General features: G+C 70.4%; 17 protein-coding genes. 9 read left to right on the forward strand and 8 right to left on the reverse strand.

Annotated features, from left to right (window positions below):
• Nucleotides 1-576 precede the first annotated feature (576 nt).
• From KV106_RS35795 to KV106_RS35810, 4 genes are all read left to right on the forward strand, one after another.
• Complete coding sequence (locus KV106_RS35795; protein WP_261216554.1) at nucleotides 577-1,458, forward strand: TauD/TfdA dioxygenase family protein; 882 nt, start codon at nucleotides 577-579, stop codon at nucleotides 1,456-1,458.
• 100 nt (nucleotides 1,459-1,558) lie between these two features.
• On the forward strand, nucleotides 1,559-2,569 hold the full coding sequence (locus KV106_RS35800) for an ABC transporter substrate-binding protein (RefSeq protein WP_057596565.1): 1,011 nt from the start codon (nucleotides 1,559-1,561) through the stop codon (nucleotides 2,567-2,569).
• Nucleotides 2,569-3,474, forward strand: coding sequence for an ABC transporter ATP-binding protein (locus tag KV106_RS35805; RefSeq protein ID WP_261216557.1), 906 nt, complete (start codon nucleotides 2,569-2,571; stop codon nucleotides 3,472-3,474). The genes KV106_RS35800 and KV106_RS35805 overlap by 1 nt, the downstream gene beginning before the upstream one ends.
• Complete coding sequence (locus tag KV106_RS35810) at nucleotides 3,471-4,340, forward strand: ABC transporter permease (RefSeq protein ID WP_057596564.1); 870 nt, start codon at nucleotides 3,471-3,473, stop codon at nucleotides 4,338-4,340. The genes KV106_RS35805 and KV106_RS35810 overlap by 4 nt, the downstream gene beginning before the upstream one ends.
• 6 nt (nucleotides 4,341-4,346) lie before the next feature.
• Here KV106_RS35810 and KV106_RS35815 read toward each other — a convergent pair whose 3' ends face one another.
• The gene (locus tag KV106_RS35815) at nucleotides 4,347-4,745 is read right to left on the reverse strand and encodes a DUF5329 family protein (RefSeq protein ID WP_057596563.1); all 399 of its coding nucleotides are present in this window, start codon (nucleotides 4,743-4,745) and stop codon (nucleotides 4,347-4,349) included.
• Between the two features lie 155 nt (nucleotides 4,746-4,900).
• On the opposite strand from KV106_RS35815, the gene hisN reads away from it, so the two are divergent.
• From hisN to KV106_RS35830, 3 genes are read left to right on the forward strand one after another with little or no spacing between them, the layout of a single operon-like run.
• On the forward strand, nucleotides 4,901-5,677 hold the full coding sequence (hisN, locus tag KV106_RS35820) for a histidinol-phosphatase (protein WP_261216559.1): 777 nt from the start codon (nucleotides 4,901-4,903) through the stop codon (nucleotides 5,675-5,677).
• A gap of 9 nt (nucleotides 5,678-5,686) precedes the next feature.
• A complete protein-coding gene (locus KV106_RS35825) occupies nucleotides 5,687-5,881 on the forward strand; it encodes a DUF2905 domain-containing protein (protein WP_057596561.1) in 195 nt (64 codons plus the stop codon).
• A gap of 32 nt (nucleotides 5,882-5,913) precedes the next feature.
• Nucleotides 5,914-6,840: an ROK family protein gene (locus KV106_RS35830; RefSeq protein WP_057596560.1), complete on the forward strand. Its 927-nt coding sequence runs from the start codon at nucleotides 5,914-5,916 to the stop codon at nucleotides 6,838-6,840.
• 1 nt (nucleotide 6,841) lies between these two features.
• Here KV106_RS35830 and KV106_RS35835 read toward each other — a convergent pair whose 3' ends face one another.
• Nucleotides 6,842-8,305 (reverse strand): aminotransferase-like domain-containing protein, encoded by a 1,464-nt coding sequence (locus tag KV106_RS35835; RefSeq protein ID WP_057596570.1) that lies wholly within the window; start codon nucleotides 8,303-8,305, stop codon nucleotides 6,842-6,844.
• A 199-nt stretch (nucleotides 8,306-8,504) separates the two neighbouring features.
• On the opposite strand from KV106_RS35835, the gene KV106_RS35840 reads away from it, so the two are divergent.
• On the forward strand, nucleotides 8,505-8,882 hold the full coding sequence (locus tag KV106_RS35840) for a hypothetical protein (protein ID WP_261216560.1): 378 nt from the start codon (nucleotides 8,505-8,507) through the stop codon (nucleotides 8,880-8,882).
• A gap of 9 nt (nucleotides 8,883-8,891) precedes the next feature.
• Here the strand turns inward: KV106_RS35840 and otsA are convergent, their stop codons facing one another.
• The 5 genes from otsA to KV106_RS35865 all read right to left on the reverse strand — a co-directional run bounded on the left by otsA (nucleotide 8,892) and on the right by KV106_RS35865 (nucleotide 16,421).
• The gene (gene otsA / locus KV106_RS35845) at nucleotides 8,892-10,277 is read right to left on the reverse strand and encodes an alpha,alpha-trehalose-phosphate synthase (UDP-forming) (RefSeq protein WP_057596558.1); all 1,386 of its coding nucleotides are present in this window, start codon (nucleotides 10,275-10,277) and stop codon (nucleotides 8,892-8,894) included.
• Entirely contained in the window at nucleotides 10,274-12,328 is a 2,055-nt protein-coding gene (locus KV106_RS35850) for a glycoside hydrolase family 15 protein (protein ID WP_261216563.1), read from the reverse strand. Before KV106_RS35850 ends, otsA begins: the two co-directional genes overlap by 4 nt.
• Entirely contained in the window at nucleotides 12,325-13,125 is an 801-nt protein-coding gene (gene otsB, locus KV106_RS35855; RefSeq protein WP_261216571.1) for a trehalose-phosphatase, read from the reverse strand. The genes KV106_RS35850 and otsB overlap by 4 nt, the downstream gene beginning before the upstream one ends.
• Before the next feature lie 90 nt (nucleotides 13,126-13,215).
• A complete protein-coding gene (locus KV106_RS35860; RefSeq protein WP_261216573.1) occupies nucleotides 13,216-15,063 on the reverse strand; it encodes an ATP-binding response regulator in 1,848 nt (615 codons plus the stop codon).
• A gap of 98 nt (nucleotides 15,064-15,161) precedes the next feature.
• Nucleotides 15,162-16,421 (reverse strand): multifunctional CCA addition/repair protein, encoded by a 1,260-nt coding sequence (locus KV106_RS35865; RefSeq protein ID WP_057596556.1) that lies wholly within the window; start codon nucleotides 16,419-16,421, stop codon nucleotides 15,162-15,164.
• Nucleotides 16,422-16,587: 166 nt separating this feature from the next.
• Here KV106_RS35865 and KV106_RS35870 point away from each other — a divergent pair, with 166 nt between their 5' ends.
• Nucleotides 16,588-17,313 carry an OmpW/AlkL family protein gene (locus tag KV106_RS35870; RefSeq protein WP_057596555.1) on the forward strand — a complete coding sequence of 242 codons (726 nt, stop codon included), beginning with the start codon at nucleotides 16,588-16,590 and terminating at the stop codon, nucleotides 17,311-17,313.
• Between the two features lie 46 nt (nucleotides 17,314-17,359).
• Here KV106_RS35870 and KV106_RS35875 read toward each other — a convergent pair whose 3' ends face one another.
• Nucleotides 17,360-18,043 (reverse strand): glutathione S-transferase family protein, encoded by a 684-nt coding sequence (locus KV106_RS35875; RefSeq protein WP_057596554.1) that lies wholly within the window; start codon nucleotides 18,041-18,043, stop codon nucleotides 17,360-17,362.
• Nucleotides 18,044-18,059: the final 16 nt, after the last annotated feature.

The raw sequence follows: 18,059 nt of genomic DNA on the forward strand, positions 1-18,059 counted from the left end.
GGGCAACCTGCGGTGCTCGCGTTTCGCGGGGTCTCGCAGAACTCGCTTCGCTCAAACAGCTGCGAGCCCTGATCCGCGAAACGCTGCGCTCCTCGGCGCAGCCAGAGGGGGTGGGTCGGGCCATCGCTGCGCTCGGCCCAGCAGACCCTTCGGGCCGTCGCTTCGCTCGGCCCAGGTAGAAGAAGGCCGAGGGCCTTTGCACTCCCACACACCACACAAGGACGCGCCATGGCGCGTTGACCCTCATCCCCTCTGGCTGTGCCGAGGAGCGCAGGAGAAAGCGGGATAAGGGCCGCAGCTGTCTGAGCGCAACGAAGTGGAGCGAGTTCTGCGGACCCCCGCTTTCTCCGAGCACCGCAGGTTGCCCGCAGCGAAGCGGAGGGACACAGACAGCGGGGTCGCCTTCTCTTTGGTTACTTTCTCTTGGCGAGACAAGAGAAAGTGACTCGCCCGCCGGGGCGAGACCCGGCCGACAGCCTCACCAGAGAGAGCCAAAGAAAAAACGCCCCAGACAGTCATAAGCATTCAACGAAGAGTTCGTTGCCCAACCCCCCATCCCCGCCTACATTGCGGCACATGAGCCAAGTCCTCGTCCCCGAGCGCACCCAATCCTTCGAGATCCGCCCCTTCCCCGCCCCCGTAGGCGCCGAAGTCATCGGCCTCGATATCGCGCGCCCCATCCCGGAAGAAGACTTCGCCCGCATCCACCGCGCCCACCTCGACCACCACGTCCTGGTCTTCCGCAACCAGCAGATCACCCCCCAGCAGCACATCGACTTCAGCCGCCGCTTCGGCCCGCTCGAGATCCACGTCCTGCACCAGTTCCAGCTCAAGAACCATCCCGAGATCCTCATCGTCTCCAACATCAAGGAGAACGGCGAGCCCATCGGCCTCGGCGACGCGGGCGTCTACTGGCATTCCGACATCTCCTACAAGCCCAAGCCCAGCCTCGGCTCCCTGCTGCACGCACAGGAACTACCCAGCGAGGGCGGCGACACGCTGTTCGCCGACCAGCACCTGGCGTGGGAAGCACTGCCGAGCGAACTGCAGCAGCGCATCCTGCCGCTCAAGGCCGAGCACAGCTACCTCGCCAAGTACGAGGAACTGCGCGCCAGGAACCCGTGGCGGCCCAAGCTCTCGCAGGCGCAGATCGACCAGGTCGCGCCCGCGGTGCAGCCGGTGGTGCGCACGCATCCCGAGACCGGGCGCAAGGCGCTGTTCGTCAGCGAGCACTTCACCACCCGCATCGTCGGCCTGCCCAAGGAAGAAAGCGATGAACTCCTGTCCGAGCTGTTCGCGCACAGCGTGAAGCCCGAATTCGTCTACCGCCACCAATGGGCGCCCCATGACCTCGTGTTCTGGGACAACCGCTCGCTGATGCACCTGGCGGCGGGCACGCCCGACCACCTGCGCCGCCGGCTCAACCGCACCACCATCGTGGGCGACGAGCCCCGATAGACCGACCACCTCCGCAGACGAACGTCCTCGACGGACCGGCGACGCCGGGTCCGCGCGGAGCGCTGCACCCCGAATTTCTTCCCTTGGAGTCCTTCCCGCCATGAACCGCTTCACCCGCCAGGCTGCATCCCTCGTCGCCGGCCTCGGCCTGCTGGCCGGCAGCCTCGCCGCGCACGCCGAGGGCCAGATCCGCATCGCCGAGCAGTTCGGCATCGTCTACCTGCTGCTCAACGTGGCGCAGGACCAGAAGCTGATCGAGAAGCACGCGAAGGCCGCGGGCGTCGACGCCAAGGTCGAATGGGTCAAGCTCTCGGGCGGCTCGGCGGTCAACGACGCGCTGCTGTCGGGCAACATCGAGATCGCGGGCGCAGGCGTCGGCCCGCTGCTCACGCTGTGGGACCGCACCAAGGGCAAGCAGAACGTCAAGGGCGTGGCCTCGCTGGGCAACTTCCCCTACTACCTGGTGAGCAACAACCCGAACGTGAAGACCATCGCCGACTTCACGGACAAGGACCGCATCGCGCTGCCCGCGGTCGGCGTGTCGGTGCAGTCGCGCGTGCTGCAGTTCGCCTCGGCCAAGCTCTGGGGCGACAAGGAATTCAACAAGCTCGACAAGATCAGCGTAGCGCTGCCGCATCCCGACGCGGCCGCGGCCATCATCAAGGGCGGCACCGAGATCACGGCCCACTTCGGCAACCCGCCGTTCCAGGAGCAGGAGCTCGCGGGCAACCCCGCGGCGCACATCGTGCTGAACTCCTACCAGGTGCTGGGCGGCCCCTCGTCGGCCACGGTGCTCTACGCCACCGAGAAATTCCGCAACGAGAACCCGAAGACCTACAAGGCCTTCATCGACGCGCTCGACGAGGCCGCGAAGTTCGTCAGCGCCAATCCCGAGAAGGCGGCCGACATCTACCTCAAGGTCAGCAACGCGAAGCTGGACCGCGAGCTGCTGCTGAAGATCATCAGGAACCCCGAGGTGCAGTTCAAGACCACGCCGCAGAACACCTACGCGCTGGCCGACTTCATGCACCGCGTGGGCGCGATCAGGAACAAGCCGGCCTCGGTGAAGGACTACTTCTTCGACGACGCGCACAACGCCTCGGGCAACTGATGACGAGCACGGCGGCGGTGCTGGATTCGCGGGCCGATGCCCTGGCCCACCGGCAGCGGGTGGCGCCCGCGGCCGGGTCCTCCTTCCCGGAGCTGGCACGCGAGGAGGCGCGCACGCGGGAGGCCGCGACGCCGCTGTTGCAGGTCGACGGCGTCAGCCTCGAGTACCGCACGCCCGAGCGCGTGGTGCGCGCCACGCACCGCGTGAGCTTCGACGTGCACCAGGCCGACCGCTTCGTGCTGCTCGGTCCCTCGGGCTGCGGCAAGTCGACCCTGCTGAAATCGGTCGCGGGCTTCATCGCGCCGGTCGAGGGCGAGATCCGGCTGGCCGGCGAGCGCGTGCTGCGGCCCGGGCCCGACCGCATCGTGGTGTTCCAGGAGTTCGACCAGCTGCCGCCGTGGAAGACCGTCCGGCAGAACGTGATGTTCCCGCTGCTGGCCTCGCGCACGCTGGGCCGCAAGGAGGCGGCCGAGCGCGCGCTGCACTACCTCGACAAGGTGGGCCTCTCGAAGTTCGCCGACGTGCATCCGCACCAGCTCTCGGGCGGCATGAAGCAGCGCGTGGCGATCGCGCGCGCGCTCGCGATGCAGCCGCGCGTGCTGCTGATGGACGAGCCCTTCGCCGCGCTCGACGCGCTCACGCGCCGGCGCATGCAGCAGGAGCTGCTGGCGCTGTGGGAAGAGGTGCGCTTCACGCTGCTGTTCGTCACCCACTCGATCGAGGAGGCGCTGGTGGTGGGCAACCGCATCGCGCTGCTGTCGCCGCATCCCGGGCGCATGCGCGCCGAGATCAACAGCCACGGCTTCACGCTCGACAGCCTCGGCGGCACCGAGTTCCAGCAGACCGCGAAACGCATCCACGACATGCTGTTCGACGAAGCACACGACACCGAGGCCGGCCGATGAGCGCGATCCTTCCCCCCGTGCGCCCCGAGTACGAGCGCACGCTCGAACCCTTCACCGAGCTGCCGGTCGAGCGCCGGCTGCCGCTGGGCGCGCGCCTGGCCTCGCAGGCCTGGCTGCGCAAGGGCCTGATCCTGGTCGCGATCGCGCTGCTGTGGGAACTGGCGGCGCGCTGGCAGGACAACGACCTGCTGCTGCCCACCTTCAGCGCCACCGCGCGTGCGCTGGTCGAGGGCCTGGCCAGCGGCGAGCTGCTCGAGAAGGTGCGCATCTCGCTCGCGGTGCTGGTGCAGGGCTATCTCGCGGGCGTGGCGCTGGCCTTCGCGCTGACCACGCTCGCGGTGTCCACGCGCATCGGCCGCGACCTGCTGGACACGCTGACCTCGATGTTCAACCCGCTGCCCGCGATCGCGCTGCTGCCGCTGGCGCTGCTGTGGTTCGGCCTGGGCCGCGGCAGCCTGGTGTTCGTGCTGATCCACTCGGTGCTGTGGCCGCTGGCGCTCAACACCTACGCGGGCTTCCAGGGCGTGCCCGAGACCCTGCGCATGGCCGGGCGCAACTACGGCCTCACGGGCCTGCGCTACGTGCTGCAGATCCTGGTGCCGGCCGCGCTGCCGTCGATCCTCTCGGGGCTCAAGATCGGCTGGGCCTTCGCCTGGCGCACGCTGATCGCGGCCGAGCTGGTGTTCGGCGCCTCCTCGGGCAAGGGCGGGCTGGGCTGGTACATCTTCCAGAACCGCAACGAGCTCTATACCGACCGCGTGTTCGCGGGCCTGGTGCTGGTGGTGCTGATCGGTCTGCTGGTGGAAAGCCTGGGCTTCAAGACGCTCGAGCGCCTGACGGTGCGCAAGTGGGGCCAGCAGCGCTGACGCGCTTCAGCCGGCCTTGCCGGTCTTCTTCGCGTCCTCGCGCAGGCTGCGCAGCTCGGCGCGCAGGAACTCGTTCGATTCCCTGACCACGCCGTTGGTAAGCTTCACGCGGTAGGCCTGGCCGGTCATCTCCGAGCGCGTGGCACAGCGCTCGATGAAGTCCTCGGCGGTCACGATCTCCTTCTTGAAGTGCTCGTACTTGGCCTGCATGTGCTTGGCGGCGTCGGCGGCGTTGTACTCGCTGCCGTTGCGCAGGAAGGTCATCGAACCCATCTTCGCCACGCGCTGGATCAGCGTGTCGATCAGCCGGTGCTCCGACTCGGACGGGGTGGCGTGGGCGAGGGCGGCGGCGGTGCCGAGCAGGGCCGCGAGCAGCGCGCGGCGCAGGGGCTGGAAGCTGGTCATGTCGTCTCCACTCGGCAATTTTCGGACCATGCTAGGACGCGGTGCGGCGCCGGTCAAACCCCGGGCCGATCCAAGTTCGGCCTGGACCCCGGCGCAAGGTCGGGTCTAATCCGGGGTCCGCGGCAACCCCGCCGCCTTGCCCGCAGTCCTTCGCCATGAGCACTTCCAACGCCGATCTCCCGAGCCTCGCGCAGGCGCTGGCCGACGCCGCCGCCGCCCAGTCGATGCGCCATTTCCGTACCCCGCTGGACATCATCACCAAGGCCGACGAAAGCCCGGTCACGCTGGCCGACCGCGCGGCCGAGAGCGCCATGCGCGAGCTGCTCGCGCAGCGCGCGCCGGCCGACGGCATCTACGGCGAGGAACACGGCGCCGAGCGCCTCGAGGCCGAGCGCGTCTGGGTGCTCGACCCGATCGACGGCACCCGCAGCTTCATCACCGGCTCGCCGCTGTGGGGCACGCTGATCGGCGTGCTGCAGGGCGAGCGCGTGGTGTTCGGCATGGTCGACATGCCGGTGCTCAAGGAACGCTGGGTCGGCCAGGCCGGCGCGGGCGCCACGCGCGACGGCCAGCCGGTGCACGCGAGCGCCTGCGGCGAGGTCGCCAAGGCGCGCATCGTCACCACCTCGCCCGACATCTTCGCGCCCGCCGACTGGCAGGCCTTCGACCGGCTGAGCCGCCAGTGCGCGATGCGCCGCTTCGGCGGCGACTGCTACGGCTATGCCCAACTCGCGGGCGGCACCATCGACCTGGTGGTCGAGACCGGCCTGCAGCCCTACGACTACCTCGGCCCGGCCGGCCTGATCGAGGCCGCGGGCGGCGTGATCACCGACTGGGAGGGCCGGCCGCTGGGGCTCCAGTCCGACGGCCGCGTGATCGCGGCGGCCACACTCGAACTTCACCGACAAGCGCTGGCCGTCCTGCGGGGCTAGACTGGTTTCATGCTTCGCTGGCTGATCGTCGTCGTCCTGGCGCTGGTGCTCATGAGCGGCCTGACCGCCTGGCTGCGCCGCTTCGGCTTCGGGCGATTGCCCGGCGATTTCGAGTTCCGCGCCTTCGGCCGCGAATGGCAACTGCCGATCGCGAGCACGGTGGTGCTCAGCATGCTGGCCGCGCTGGTGGCCCGGCTGCTGTAGGCGTTTCGCCCCTGAAAGAGAAGACAACCGCAATGAGAGCCTGCGTCGACATCGGCGGCACCAAGGTGGCCGTGAGCCTTTCCACCTCGAGCGACGCGCCGCTGATCGGCCGGCGCAGCGAGCCGACCGCGAAGACCGGCGACAACGATGCCGTGGCACGGCAGATCATCCGCATGATCGATGCCGTCTGTGCCGAGCAGCACATCGATCCCGCGAGCATCGACCGCGTGGGCGTGTCCTCGGCCGGTCCCTTCGAGCTGCGCGAGGGCAAGGTCGAACTCGCCACCCCCAACATCTGCGGCGGCATCGCGGGCCCCGCGCGCGGCCTGCCCAACGACTGGATGACGGCACAGGTCGAGGCGCCGCTCGCGCAGCGCTACGGCTGGGTGCGGGTCGAGAACGACGCCGTGGCCGCGCTCGAGGCCGAGCGCCACTGGGGCGCGCTGCAGGGCTTCGACCATTGCGCCTACGTCACCTGGAGCACCGGCGTGGGCGTGGGCCTGTGCGTGGACGGCCGCGCGCTGCGCGGCAAGAACGGCAACGCGGGCCATGCGGGCCACAGCTTCGTGGTCGACGACGGCAGCGGCGCGCTCTGCGGCTGCGGCAACATCGGCGACGTCGAGGCGCTGGTGGCCGGCAACTCCATCGACCGCCGCTTCGGCCAGCCCGCGCCCGACCTGTTCGCCGCCGCCTCGGCCGGCGAGCGGCATGCGCTCGAGGTGGTCGACGCGCTCAGCCGCGTCATGGGCCGCATGCTCTACAACCTGGTCGCCACGCTCGACCTGCAGCGCATCAGCCTCGGCGGCAGCGTGTTCTGGCACCACCGCGACTTCCTGCTGCCGCGGCTGCAGGCGCAGATCGACGGCCGGCTGCCGCCGCTGACGCGCGGCGTCGAACTCGTGCCCGCGGGTCTCGGCGACAAGGTCGGCGACTACGCCGCGCTCGCGCTGCTCGATTGAATCAGGCCTTCGGGCGCGGTGCCTCGCGCGCGCGGCACCGCGCCGCGAGTTCGCCCAGCCGCTTCAGGCCCGCGTCGACGGCCGGTGAATAAGGCCAGCCGCAGTTGATGCGCAGGTAGTGGTCGAAGCGCCCCGAGTTCGAGAACTGCGCGCCCGGCGACACCAGCATGTGCTCGCGCAGCGCCGCCTCGAACACCTCGACCGAGGAGCGCTGCTCGGGCAGCTCCACCCACAGCTGCAGCCCGCCGCGCGGCAGGTTCAGCCGCGTGCCGGGCGGGAAGTACTTCGCGATGGCATCGGCCGTCTGGTCGCGCTGCACGTGCAGGCGTTCGCGCAGGCGGCGCAGGTGGCGGTCGTAGGCACCGCTGGCGATGAACTCGCCCGCGGCGATCTGCGCCAGCGCCTCGTTGTTGCGCGTCTGCGCGTACTTGAGCATTTCCACCTGCGCATGCCAGCGCCCGGCGGTGATCCAGCCCAGGCGCAGCCCCGGCGCCAGCACCTTGTGCAGCGAGGCGCAATAGATCACGTTGCCCGTGCGGTCCCACGACTTCACCGCGCGCAGCGGCACCTCGGTTTCCACCAGGTCGCTGTAGGTGTCGTCCTCGACCAGCGCAATGCCGTGGCTCTCGCACAGATGCACCAGGCGCTGCTTGTGCGCATCGGGCATCACGCTGCCGATGGGGTTCTGCAGGTGCGGCACCACCACCACGGCCTTGATGTCGTCGTAGGTGTGGATGGCCAGGTCCAGCGCCTCAATGGAGATGCCGGTCTGCGGGCTGGTCGGGATCTCCAGCGCGCGCATGCCCAGGCTCTCGAGCACCTGCAGCAGCCCGTAGAAGGTGGGCGACTCCACGGCCACCGTGTCGCCGGGCTTGGCGACGGCGCGCAGCGCGAGGTTCAGCGCCTCGATGCAGCCGTTGGTGACGAGCACCTCGTCGGGCGACACCGTCATGCCGATGCGCAGGTTGCGCTGCGCGACGGCCTCGCGGAACTGCTCGTGGCCCTTCTGCGACGAGGCGGTGGTCAGCAGCTCGGGCCGCTGGCGCAGCGCGCGCGTCATGGCGTTGCGCAGCGCTTCGGCGGGGTACAGCTCGGGCGCGGCGCGCGCGATGGCGAAGTTCAGCTTCACGCCCGCATGCCGCCCGCGCGCCATGAAGGTGGCCATGCGGGTGCGCATGCTGACGAACTGCGCCGGGTCCGGCGGCATGTCGGCCACCGGCTCTTCCATCGGCGCGATGGCCATGCGCTGGGGCCGTCGCACGAAATAGCCCGAGCGGTCGCGCGCCTCCACCCAGCCGTCGCTCTCCATCGCGCGGCACAGCTGCAGCGCGGTCGAGAGGCTGATGTCGTGCAGGCGCATCAGGCTGCGCAGCGAGGGCAGCTTGTCGCCCTGCTTGAGCGAGCCGGTGTGGATCGCGTCCACGTAGTGCGCCGCCAGTTGTCGGTAGAGCGGTAGCGAGTCCATGGCCTCGATGCTCGCGCGATCGTTCATTGAAAAACAGATGCAGTTGCGAGGGAAAACGACCATAACAGATGGCCGCCGGCCCTGGCTGTTGCGGTGCGAATCGCGCGGCGGTGTGCCTGTTTTCCGGGCGGGGGAATTCCTACGATCGAAGCGCTTCCAGCCCTTCCTTCACCGATTTCCGAACCCCCGAGGTACCGCCATGATCACCACCCTCTCGCAAGCCCCCGATGCCGTCTTCCTCGAGGCCGGCGATTCCTTCCGCACGGCGGTGGACGCCGGCACCTGGCTGCAGGTGGCCGAGGGCCGCGTGCGGGTGTCGTCGCCGCCGCGCTGGATCGGCGAGGCCGTGTGGACCGCGCACACGGTGCTCGGCGAGGGCGAGATGCATGGCGTGGAGCACGGCGGCTGGATCGAGCTGACGGCGCTGTCGCCGGTGCAGCTGCGCCTTCATGCGCCGGTCGCCGCGGGGGGCCGGCTGCCCACGCGGGCCGAGCCGCCGGCCGAGCCGGTTTCGGCCACCTGGGCCCTGCCGCGGCGGCCGGTGATGCGGCTGATGCAGCTGCTCACCGGCTGGTGAGCGGCCGCCTCAGCGCACGCTGGCCGCCTCGCGCAGCGTCTCGAGGAAGCTGCGCCGCCACCAGTGGATGTCCTGCGCGCGGATGCGCGAGAGCAGCGCCTGGTGCCGTTCGCGGCGTTCCTCCAGCGGCATCTGCAGCGCCTGCTGCACCGTCTCGGCGGTGCCGTGGGTGTCGTAGGGATTGACCAGCAGCGCTTCCTGCATCTGCTCGGCCGCGCCCGCGAAGCGCGACAGCACCAGCACGCCGGGGTCGGCCGGGTCCTGCGCCGCCACGTACTCCTTGGCGACCAGGTTCATGCCGTCGCGCAGCGGCGTCACCAGACCCACGGCCGCAGCGCGGCACAGGCCCGGCACGCGCTTGCGCGCCACCATGCGGTGGATGTAGCGCACCGGCATCCAGTCGAGCTCGCCGTAGTCGCCGTTGATGGCGCCGCACAGCGACTCGAGCTCGCGCCGGATGTCGGCGTAGGCATCGACCGTCTCGCGCGTGGGCGAGGCGATCTGGATCAAGGTGGCGCTGCGCCGGTTCTCGGGGTAGTGGGCCAGCAGCTCGCGGAAGGCGCGCACCCGGTTCGGGATGCCCTTGGAGTAGTCGAGCCGGTCGATGCCCAGCAGCAGCCGGCGCTGCGAGTACTCGCGCTTCATGGTCTCGTACATGTCGCGCGCTTCCTTGGCATGGGTGAGCGCCGCGAACTCGTCGACGTCGATGCCGATCGGGAAGGCCGCCGCGCGCACCGTGTTGCCGTAGGCGCGGTACATCTCTGCGCCCAGGCTCTCGCCCTTGGCCTCGTTGTGCACGTAGTGCTCGAAGTGCTGCACGTCCTGCTGCGCCTGGAAGCCGATCAGGTCGTAGGCGAACAGCGAGCGCATCAGCCACTCGTGCTGCGGGATCGCCGCCAGGATGATCTGCGGCGGCAGCGGGATGTGCAGGAAGAAGCCGATGCGCTGCCTGCAGCCCATGGCGCGCAGCTCGGCCGCCAGCGGGATCAGGTGGTAGTCGTGCACCCAGATGACGTCGTCCTCCTTCAGCAGCGGCATCAGCTTGCGCGCGAACAGCTGGTTCACGCGCCGGTAGCCGCCGATGAAGTTGGCGTCGAAATGGGCCAGGTCGAGCCGGTCGTGGAACACCGGCCACAGCACGTCGTTGCTGTAGCCCAGGTAGTAGCTGTCGTGGTCCTCGCGGCTCAGGTCGATGGTGGCCAGCGTGACCTTGCCGGCCTGCTGGCGCCGCAGCTCGCCTTCGCCGGTCGGCCCGTCCTCGACGATCTGGCCGCTCCAGCCGAACCACATGCCGCCCGACTGCTGCAGGCTTTCGCCGAGCGCCACGGCCAGGCCGCCGGCGGCGGGCTTGCGCGGATCGGCCACGCGGTTGGAGATGACGACGAGGCGGCTCATATCGCTGAATCCCAAGGAGCGGACAAGCGCATGGCCGCGTTGATGATGCCGACCATCGAGTAGGTCTGCGGGAAGTTGCCCCACATCTCGCCCGTGACCGGATGCGTGTCCTCGGACAGCAGCCCGAGCGGATTGCGCGCGGCCAGCATGGTCTCGAAGATCTGGCGCGCCTCGGCCTTGCGGCCGATCTTCGCGAGCGCGTCGATGCGCCAGAAGGTGCAGATGTTGAACGCGGTCTCGGGCTTGCCGAAGTCGTCGGCCGCCTCGTAGCGGCGCATGTAGGGACCGTCGCACAGCGTCTTCTCCATCGCGTCGACGGTCGAGACGAAGCGCGGGTCGCGCGCGTCGATCAGCCCCACCTCGGCCATCAGCAGGATGCTGGCGTCGAGCTCGCGGCCGCCGAAGCTCTCGGCGAAGGCCTGGCGCTCCTCGCTCCACGACTTGGCGAGGATCTCCTCGCGCATGCGCGAGGCATGGCCGTGCCAGTAGGCGGCGCGCTCGGCGAAGTTGATGCGCGTGTCCACGGGCTTGCCGGCCGAGGCGGCCTCGGCGCGCGCGTTCTTGTCGAGCGCGCGCGCGATCTTCGCGAGCCGGTCGCAGGCGGCCCAGCTCATGAGCGCCGAGCTGGTGTGCACGCGCGCGCGGGTGCGCAGCTCCCACATGCCGGCGTCGGGCGTGCCGTAGACGGCGATCGCGCGCTCGCCCACGGCCTCGAGGTGCGGGAACTCCGCCTCGCCCGCGCGCTGCAGCAGCCGGTGGTCGTGGAAGGCCTGCGCGGCGCCCAGCACGATGTTGCCGTAGACGTCGTGCTGGAAATGCTCCTGCGCCTGGTTGCCCACGCGCACCGGGCCCATGCCGCGGTAGCCGGGCAGGCTCTCGACGAAGGACTCGGGCAGCTCGCGCTCCAGGCCGATGCCGTACAGCGGCTGGATGTGCTCGCCGTGCGAGCCGATCACCACGTTGCCGAGCCAGCGCAGGTAGTCCTCCATGGTGCCGACCTCGCTCAGCGAGTTGAGCGCGCGCACCACGAAGAAGGCGTCGCGCAGCCAGCAGTAGCGGTAGTCCCAGTTGCGCTGGCTGTCGGGCGCCTCGGGGATGCTGGTGGTCATCGCGGCGACGATGGCGCCGGTGTCCTCGTAGAGCGACATCTTCAGCGTGATGGCCGCGCGGATCACCGCGTCCTGGTACTCGAAGGGGATCGCGAGCCGCTTCGACCACACGCGCCAGTAGGCGATGGTCTCCTGCTCGAAGCGGCGCGCGGTGTCGGCGATGCCGTCGAGCAGGGTCTCGTCGACGCCGAACATGAAGTTGTATTCGCGCGAGACCACGAAGGGCTGGCGCGAGAGGATGTGCGAGATCGAGGCGTCGGTGTTGAGCCTGAGCGTCACGTCGGGGCCGACGTAGCGGATGTGGTTGCTGCCGCGCGTGACCTCCACCGGCTCCTGCGCGCCCCACTGGAAGCGCGGATCGAGCGCCACGCGCATGCGCGGCGCGCCCGCGATCGGGCGCACGCGGCGCACCAGCATCAGCGGGCGGAAATAGCGCGCGCGGCTGTAGAAGCGCGGCGCGAAGTCGGTGATCTCGATGCCCTGGCCCGCGCTGTCGAACAGCTGGGTGCGCAGCACCGCGGTGTTCGGCTCGTACCACTGCTTGGCATGCGCGAAGTCCTCGATCTCGAAGCCCCAGGCCGCCGCGCCCTCGCCCGGATGCAGCAGGGCGTTGAACACCGGGTCGCCGTCGAAGCGCGGCAGGCAGCACCAGACCACGCGTGCGCGCGCGTCGACCAGCGCGCTGAAGGCGCAGTTGCCGATCACGCCGAGGTTGAGCGAGCAGTCGGCCGGGCGCGGAAATTCGCGCGGCTTGGGCGCGGCGGCCGTGCGTTCGTCGACCGGCGCATCGTCGTCGGGGCCGGCCGCGCCGGCCACCGCTTCGCCGCCGCGGTCCTCGGGCGCCTTGGGCAGTTGCCGCGCCTGCGGGTCCTCGTGCCGGCCGGCGGGTGCCGCGTCGGCGGCCGTCGATGGTTGTTGTTCTTCCTGCTGGGTGTCGCTCATCCGGGATTCCTTGGCGAAGCTTCTTCGGGGGCGGGCCGGGGCGCGTTGGCGAGCCGGTCGCGCGCCTGCACCAGCCATTCGTAGACGGCGCGCGGCGACTCGAGCCGGTGCAGCGCCAGGCTCGGACCCGAGCCGACCTTGATGCCGATGCCGCCGCGCGGCTGCACCACGGCGAAGCCGCTCTCGTCGGTGGTGTCGTCGCCCGCGAACACCGGCACGCGGCCCGCGAACGGCGGCTCGTGCATGAAGGCGTCGATGGCGATGCCCTTGTTGACGCCGGCGGGCTTGACCTCGAACACGAACTTGCCATGCAGCAGCTCGAGCTGCGGCTGGTCGGCGATGGCGCGCGACATGGCGTCGCCGCACACGGCCTCGAGCTGCGGCGCGAGCCGGTAGTGCAGCGCGATGGCCGCGTGCTTGCGCTCGACCAGCAGGCCTTCGTGCACGCGCGCGAGCTCGTTGGCGATCTCGAGCACGGGCACCAGGTCGGGCGGATGCTGCTCCTGCATCGCGCCCTTGGCGTCGCGGCGCTGCACGCCGTGCTCGCCGGCGGCCGGCAGGCGCAGGGGCGCGAGGAAGCGGTCGAGCACGTCGATCTGGCGGCCCGACACCACGGCGAGGGCGCCGCCGAGCTGGTCCTTGAGGTCGCTCAGCAGCGCGACCAGGGCGGGGGGGACTTCGATCGCCTCGGGCGTGGCCGCGAGGCCCACCAGGGTGCCATCGAAATCGAGGAAGAGGGCCGCGTCCCGGCCCAGGGGAGGAGGCAGCGAATCGTTGCTGCGGATGGGATTGGACATCGGGAAAGACCTTAGCACGGCCTCCGCGCGCACCGTGTCGGCCAAAACCGGACGTGCCCCGGGGCCGGGGCCGCGACCCGCGCGAGCGGTTCAGCGTGTGCCGTGGGGCGCGAGTTCGGCCAGCGCGCGCAGCAGCGCCATGGCTTCCACCGGCTTGAACAGCACCGGCACGCCCGAGGCGCGCACGCGCTGCAGCCGCTCGGGCGCGGTCTCGCCGGTCACCAGCATCAGCGGCGCCGCGAGCGCGAAGCGCGCGCGCAGGCGCTGGCCGACGTCGAGGCCGTTGTCGCCGTTGGCGAGCCGGTAGTCGCACAGCAGCGCACGGAAGGGCGCCGGGCCCGAGGCCAGCAGCGCGGCCGCTTCCGCCTCGCCGGCCACGGCCTCCAGGTCGATGCCGTGGGCCCGCAGCAGCTCGGTCATCGCCGCGCGGATCTCGGCGTCGTCGTCGATCAGCAGGATGCGCCCCGGCACCGGCACCGCCGGGGCGGGTACGGCCTCGGCGCGGACGGCCCAGGGCCCGGGGGCGGCCTGCGCGTCGCAGCGCGGCAGCACGAGCCGAAAGCGCGTGCCGCGTCCCACGCGCGAGCGCAGCTGCACCGGATGGCCGAGCAGCCGCGAGAGCCGGCGCACGATGGCCAGGCCGATGCCCAGCCCGTGCGAGCGCTCGCGCCCGGGGTTGTCGACCTGATAGAACTCCTCGAACACGCGCTCGAGCTGGCCCGGCGCGATGCCGATGCCCGAATCGACCACCTCGATCCACACCGAATCGCCGAGCCCGTCGCCGTTGCGCCGCACGCGCGCGCGCACCGACACGCCGCCGCGCGCCGTGTACTTGAGCGCGTTGTCGAGCAGGTTCGACAGCATGCGGTGCAGCAGCCGCGGATCGCTGCGCACCCACAGGCCGCTCGCGCGCAGCCGCAGCTGCAGCTGGCGCTGCTCGGCCTGCGCCGAGAACATGGGGTTGAGCGCGCGGAACAGGCCGTCGAGCGAGACCGGCTCGAGCACCGGCTCGACCACGCCGGCATCGAGGCGCGAGACGTCGAGCATGGTGTCGAGCGAGCTGCCGAGCGCGTTCACCGCGCGCATCAGCCGCTGCGCGTTGCGGCTGCCCGGATGCTCGTTCTCGAGCGCGGCGCCGAACAGCGCAATCGCATGCAGCGGCTGGCGCAGGTCGTGGCTGGCGGTGGCCAGGAAGCGGGTCTTCTCGATGCTCGCGCGCTCGGCCGCGGCGATCTGTTCGCCCAGGCGCGTGGCCAGCGCCTCGTTCTCGAAGCGCAGCACCAGCGAGTCGGTGAGCAGCCGGTGCTGCTGCCGGCCCACGCGCAGCGTGAACAGCAGGTAGGCCAGGCTGAACATCGACAGGAACAGGTGCATGCCGTCGCCCTGCCAGGCCAGCGCGACGATCAGGCTCAGCATCATCGGCAGCGTGTAGCCGTAGAGCGCGGGCTTGAGCGGCCACAGCAGCTGCATGGCGCGCGCGCAGCTGCCGATGATGACGACCGTGAGCACCGAGGTCGCGGACAGGTCGTCGCGCGAGATGAAGAGCCAGGGCGCCGTGGCGGTCGCCAGGCTCACCAGCGTGACGGTGCGCGCATGGCGGCGCGCCCACAGCGGGGTTTGCCGCAGCGGCAGGCCGGCGTGCCAGCGCGGCATCAGGAACAGCGCCAGGCCGAGCAGCAGGTGGGCCGCCATCCAGGCCAGGATCCAGGCGCGCGGCGAGGCGATGTACATTGCGGCCCCGAGCGCGGCGCCGAGGCCGAAGTGCACCACGATCGAGGCGTCGTAGGCGCCGTAGACCGCGGCCAGGTGCTCGCGCAGCACGCGCAGCGCCAGGTCCTGCGGCACGGCGGCCGCGACCGGCGCCGCGGCATGCGTGGCGGTCGGGTCCGGCGAGGAGCGGGGGGGCGGGGCGGCGATCACCCGACCCATGCTAGCCATGGCGCGCGGCGTCGGAAGTGCCCTAAGTCATGGAACCTCCGCCATAGGCATGAAGACATGCCGCGGCGCGCGTGGTATTGCGCGCGCCGCCTGGGTGCTCAGCCGGCCGCGGCTTTCACCGCGTCGATGCGCGCGCGGTGGATCGCCTCGCCGATCCTCGGCCCGGTGGCGCCGGCCTGCTGCGCCTGGCGCGCGACCGCGTCGGTGGCCACGGCCGCGGCCGCGGCCAGCACCGAAAGCAGCCGCTCGCGCTGCGGATAGTCGCGCTGCTCGAAGCCGAGCCGGCCGCGTGCGTCGCATTCGCAGGCCAAGAGCGCCTCGGCGAAGCGCGCGGGCTTGCGGAAGGCGTCGCAGCGCTCGAGCAGCCGCACCAGCGCGGCGGCATCGAGCTCGCCGCTGCGGTGGATGTTGCCGTGCTCGCGCGCCACCACCTCGGCCAGCTCGCGGATGTCGACCGGCACGCGCCAGCGGTCGCACACCGATTGCAGCAGCTCGGCGCTGCGCTTCTCGTGGCCGATGTGGCGCGGCAGGATCTCCGGCTCGGTGGTGCCCTTGCCGAGGTCGTGCATCAGGCAGGCGAAGCGCACCGCGAGCGAGGCCGCGAGCCGCGCGCTGGTGTCGAGCACCATCATCAGGTGCACGCCGGTGTCGATCTCGGGATGGTGCTGCGCGGGCTGCGGCACGCCCCAGAGCCGGTCGACCTCGGGCAGCAGCACCGCGAGCGCGCCGCAGGCGCGCAGCACCTCGAACATGCGCGAGGGCCGCGTCTCCATCAGCCCGCGCGAAAGTTCCTGCCACACGCGCTCGGGCACCAGCGCATCGACCTCGCCGGCCGCGACCATCTCGCGCATCAGCGCCAGGGTGTCGGGCGCGACCTCGAAGTCGTCGAAGCGCGCGGCGAAGCGCGCCACGCGCAGGATGCGCACCGGATCCTCGCGGAAGGCGTCGGTGACGTGGCGCAGCCGCTTCTCGCGCAGGTCGCGCTGGCCGTGGAAGGGATCGGCCAGGTCGGTGGGGGCGGGGTCGAAGCTGCCGTCGGCGGCCACGCGTTCGGCCGGCAGCGCGATCGCGTTGATGGTCAGGTCGCGCCGCGCGAGGTCCTGCTCGAGGCTCACGTCGGGCGACGCATGGATCACGAAGCCGCGGTAGCCGGGCGCGCTCTTGCGCTCGGTGCGCGCGAGCGCGTATTCCTCGCGCGTCGATGGATGCAGGAATACCGGGAAATCGCGCCCCACGGGCAGGAAGCCCTGTGCCACCATGGCCTCGGGCGTGGCGCCGACCACGAGCCAGTCGTGGTCCGACACCGGGCGTCCGAGCAGGCGATCGCGCACCGCGCCGCCGACGAGATAGGTTTTCATGCGCCCAGTGTAGGGATACCCCGCAGGGCTTAAAAAGAACGGTCGTTCGATAATCCACGAGCAAATCGAACGACCGTTCGCTCGTTCGAGGCGCTCGAACGCTTCACCGGCTGCAGACCGGCACCGCGTTTGGAGGGGGCATTTCAACCAAAGGAGTATTCACATCATGAAAAAGACCATGTTGGCGTTGGCAGCCCTGGGGGCACTGACGTCCGGCAGCGCCTTTGCACAGAAGGCCGGCGACTGGGTCGTCGGCGCGGGCTGGTTCCATCTGTCGCCGCAGGACAAGAGCAAGCCGCTGACGCTCACCGCGCCGGTGCAGAGCGTGCTCGCGGGTTCGGGCGCGAGCGTGAGCGATTCCGACACGCTGGGCCTGAGCGCCATGTACTTCGTCGACGACCACTGGGCCGTCGAAGGCGTGCTGGGCATTCCGCCGAAGTTCAAGCTCAACGGCACCGGCACGCTGGCACGCGTGGGCCAGCTCGGCGAAGCGCGGCAGTGGAGCCCGACCATCCTCGGCAAGTACTACTTCAACGAGGCCAACTCGGCCTTCCGTCCCTTCGTGGGCCTGGGCGCCACCTACGTCTGGTACAGCGACATCAACCTGACGTCGAACCTGCAGGAAGCGCTCGGCAGCCAGCTGCACCAGCGGCCGCTGTCGACCGTGACCACGGCCAAGCTCGACAGCTCCTTCGCGCCCGTGCTCAATGCCGGCCTGGCCTACCAGTTCGACAAGCACTGGGGCATTTCCTTCTCGGTCTCCTACATCCCGCTGAAGACCAAGGCCAAGCTCACGACGACCTCGATCACGGGCCTGCCGATCGCGACCAGCGAGGCGCGCCTGAAGCTCAACCCGATCGTGACCTACGTGTCGGCGACCTACCGCTTCTGAGCGGCGCGACGCGGCCTGGCCGGCTCGCGCCGATCGCGAACGACGATCAGCGCGAGGTCCGGTAGGGCTCGTCGAAGGCCACGAAATCCTGCTCCGCGAGCGCCTGCTCGATCCACGCGGCGACGCCCGGCAGGGCCGCCACCCGCTCGATGTAGGCCCGCGCCGCGGGCGGCACCGGCAGCCCGTAGCCGCGGATGCGCATGCACACCGGCGCGTAGAAGGCATCGGCGATGCTGAATTCGCCGAACAGCATCGGGCCGCCATGGGTGTCGAGCAACTCGCTCCACATGCCCGCGATGCGCTGCAGGTCCTCGACCACGCCGGGCTGTTCCTTCAGCACGCGCGCGCCGACCTCGGCCAGCGAGGCCTCGATGTTCATCGGGAAGTGGCTGCGCAGGTTGCCGAAGCCCGAGTGCATCTCGGCGCTGATGCTGCGCGCGCGGGCCCGCGCGGCCTTGTCGCGCGGCCACAGCGCCTTGTCGGGGAACTGCTCGGCCAGGTACTCGGCGATGGCGAGCGAATCCCAGACCGTGAGGTCGCCGTCGATCAGCACCGGCACGCGCGCCGTGGGGTTGACCGCGCCGACCACGGCCTTGAAGTTGGAGCCGGCCTCGAAGGCGTCGAAGCGCACCATCACCTCCTCGAAGGGAATGCCGGCCTGCTTGAGCAGCACCCAGGGACGCATGGACCACGACGAGTAGTTCTTGTTGCCGATGTAGAGCTTGAGCATGGGATTCCTCCGGTTG

Origin of the sequence: Variovorax endophyticus (assembly GCF_025376855.1) — a bacterium.
Taxonomy (GTDB): Bacteria; Pseudomonadota; Gammaproteobacteria; order Burkholderiales; family Burkholderiaceae_C; genus Variovorax.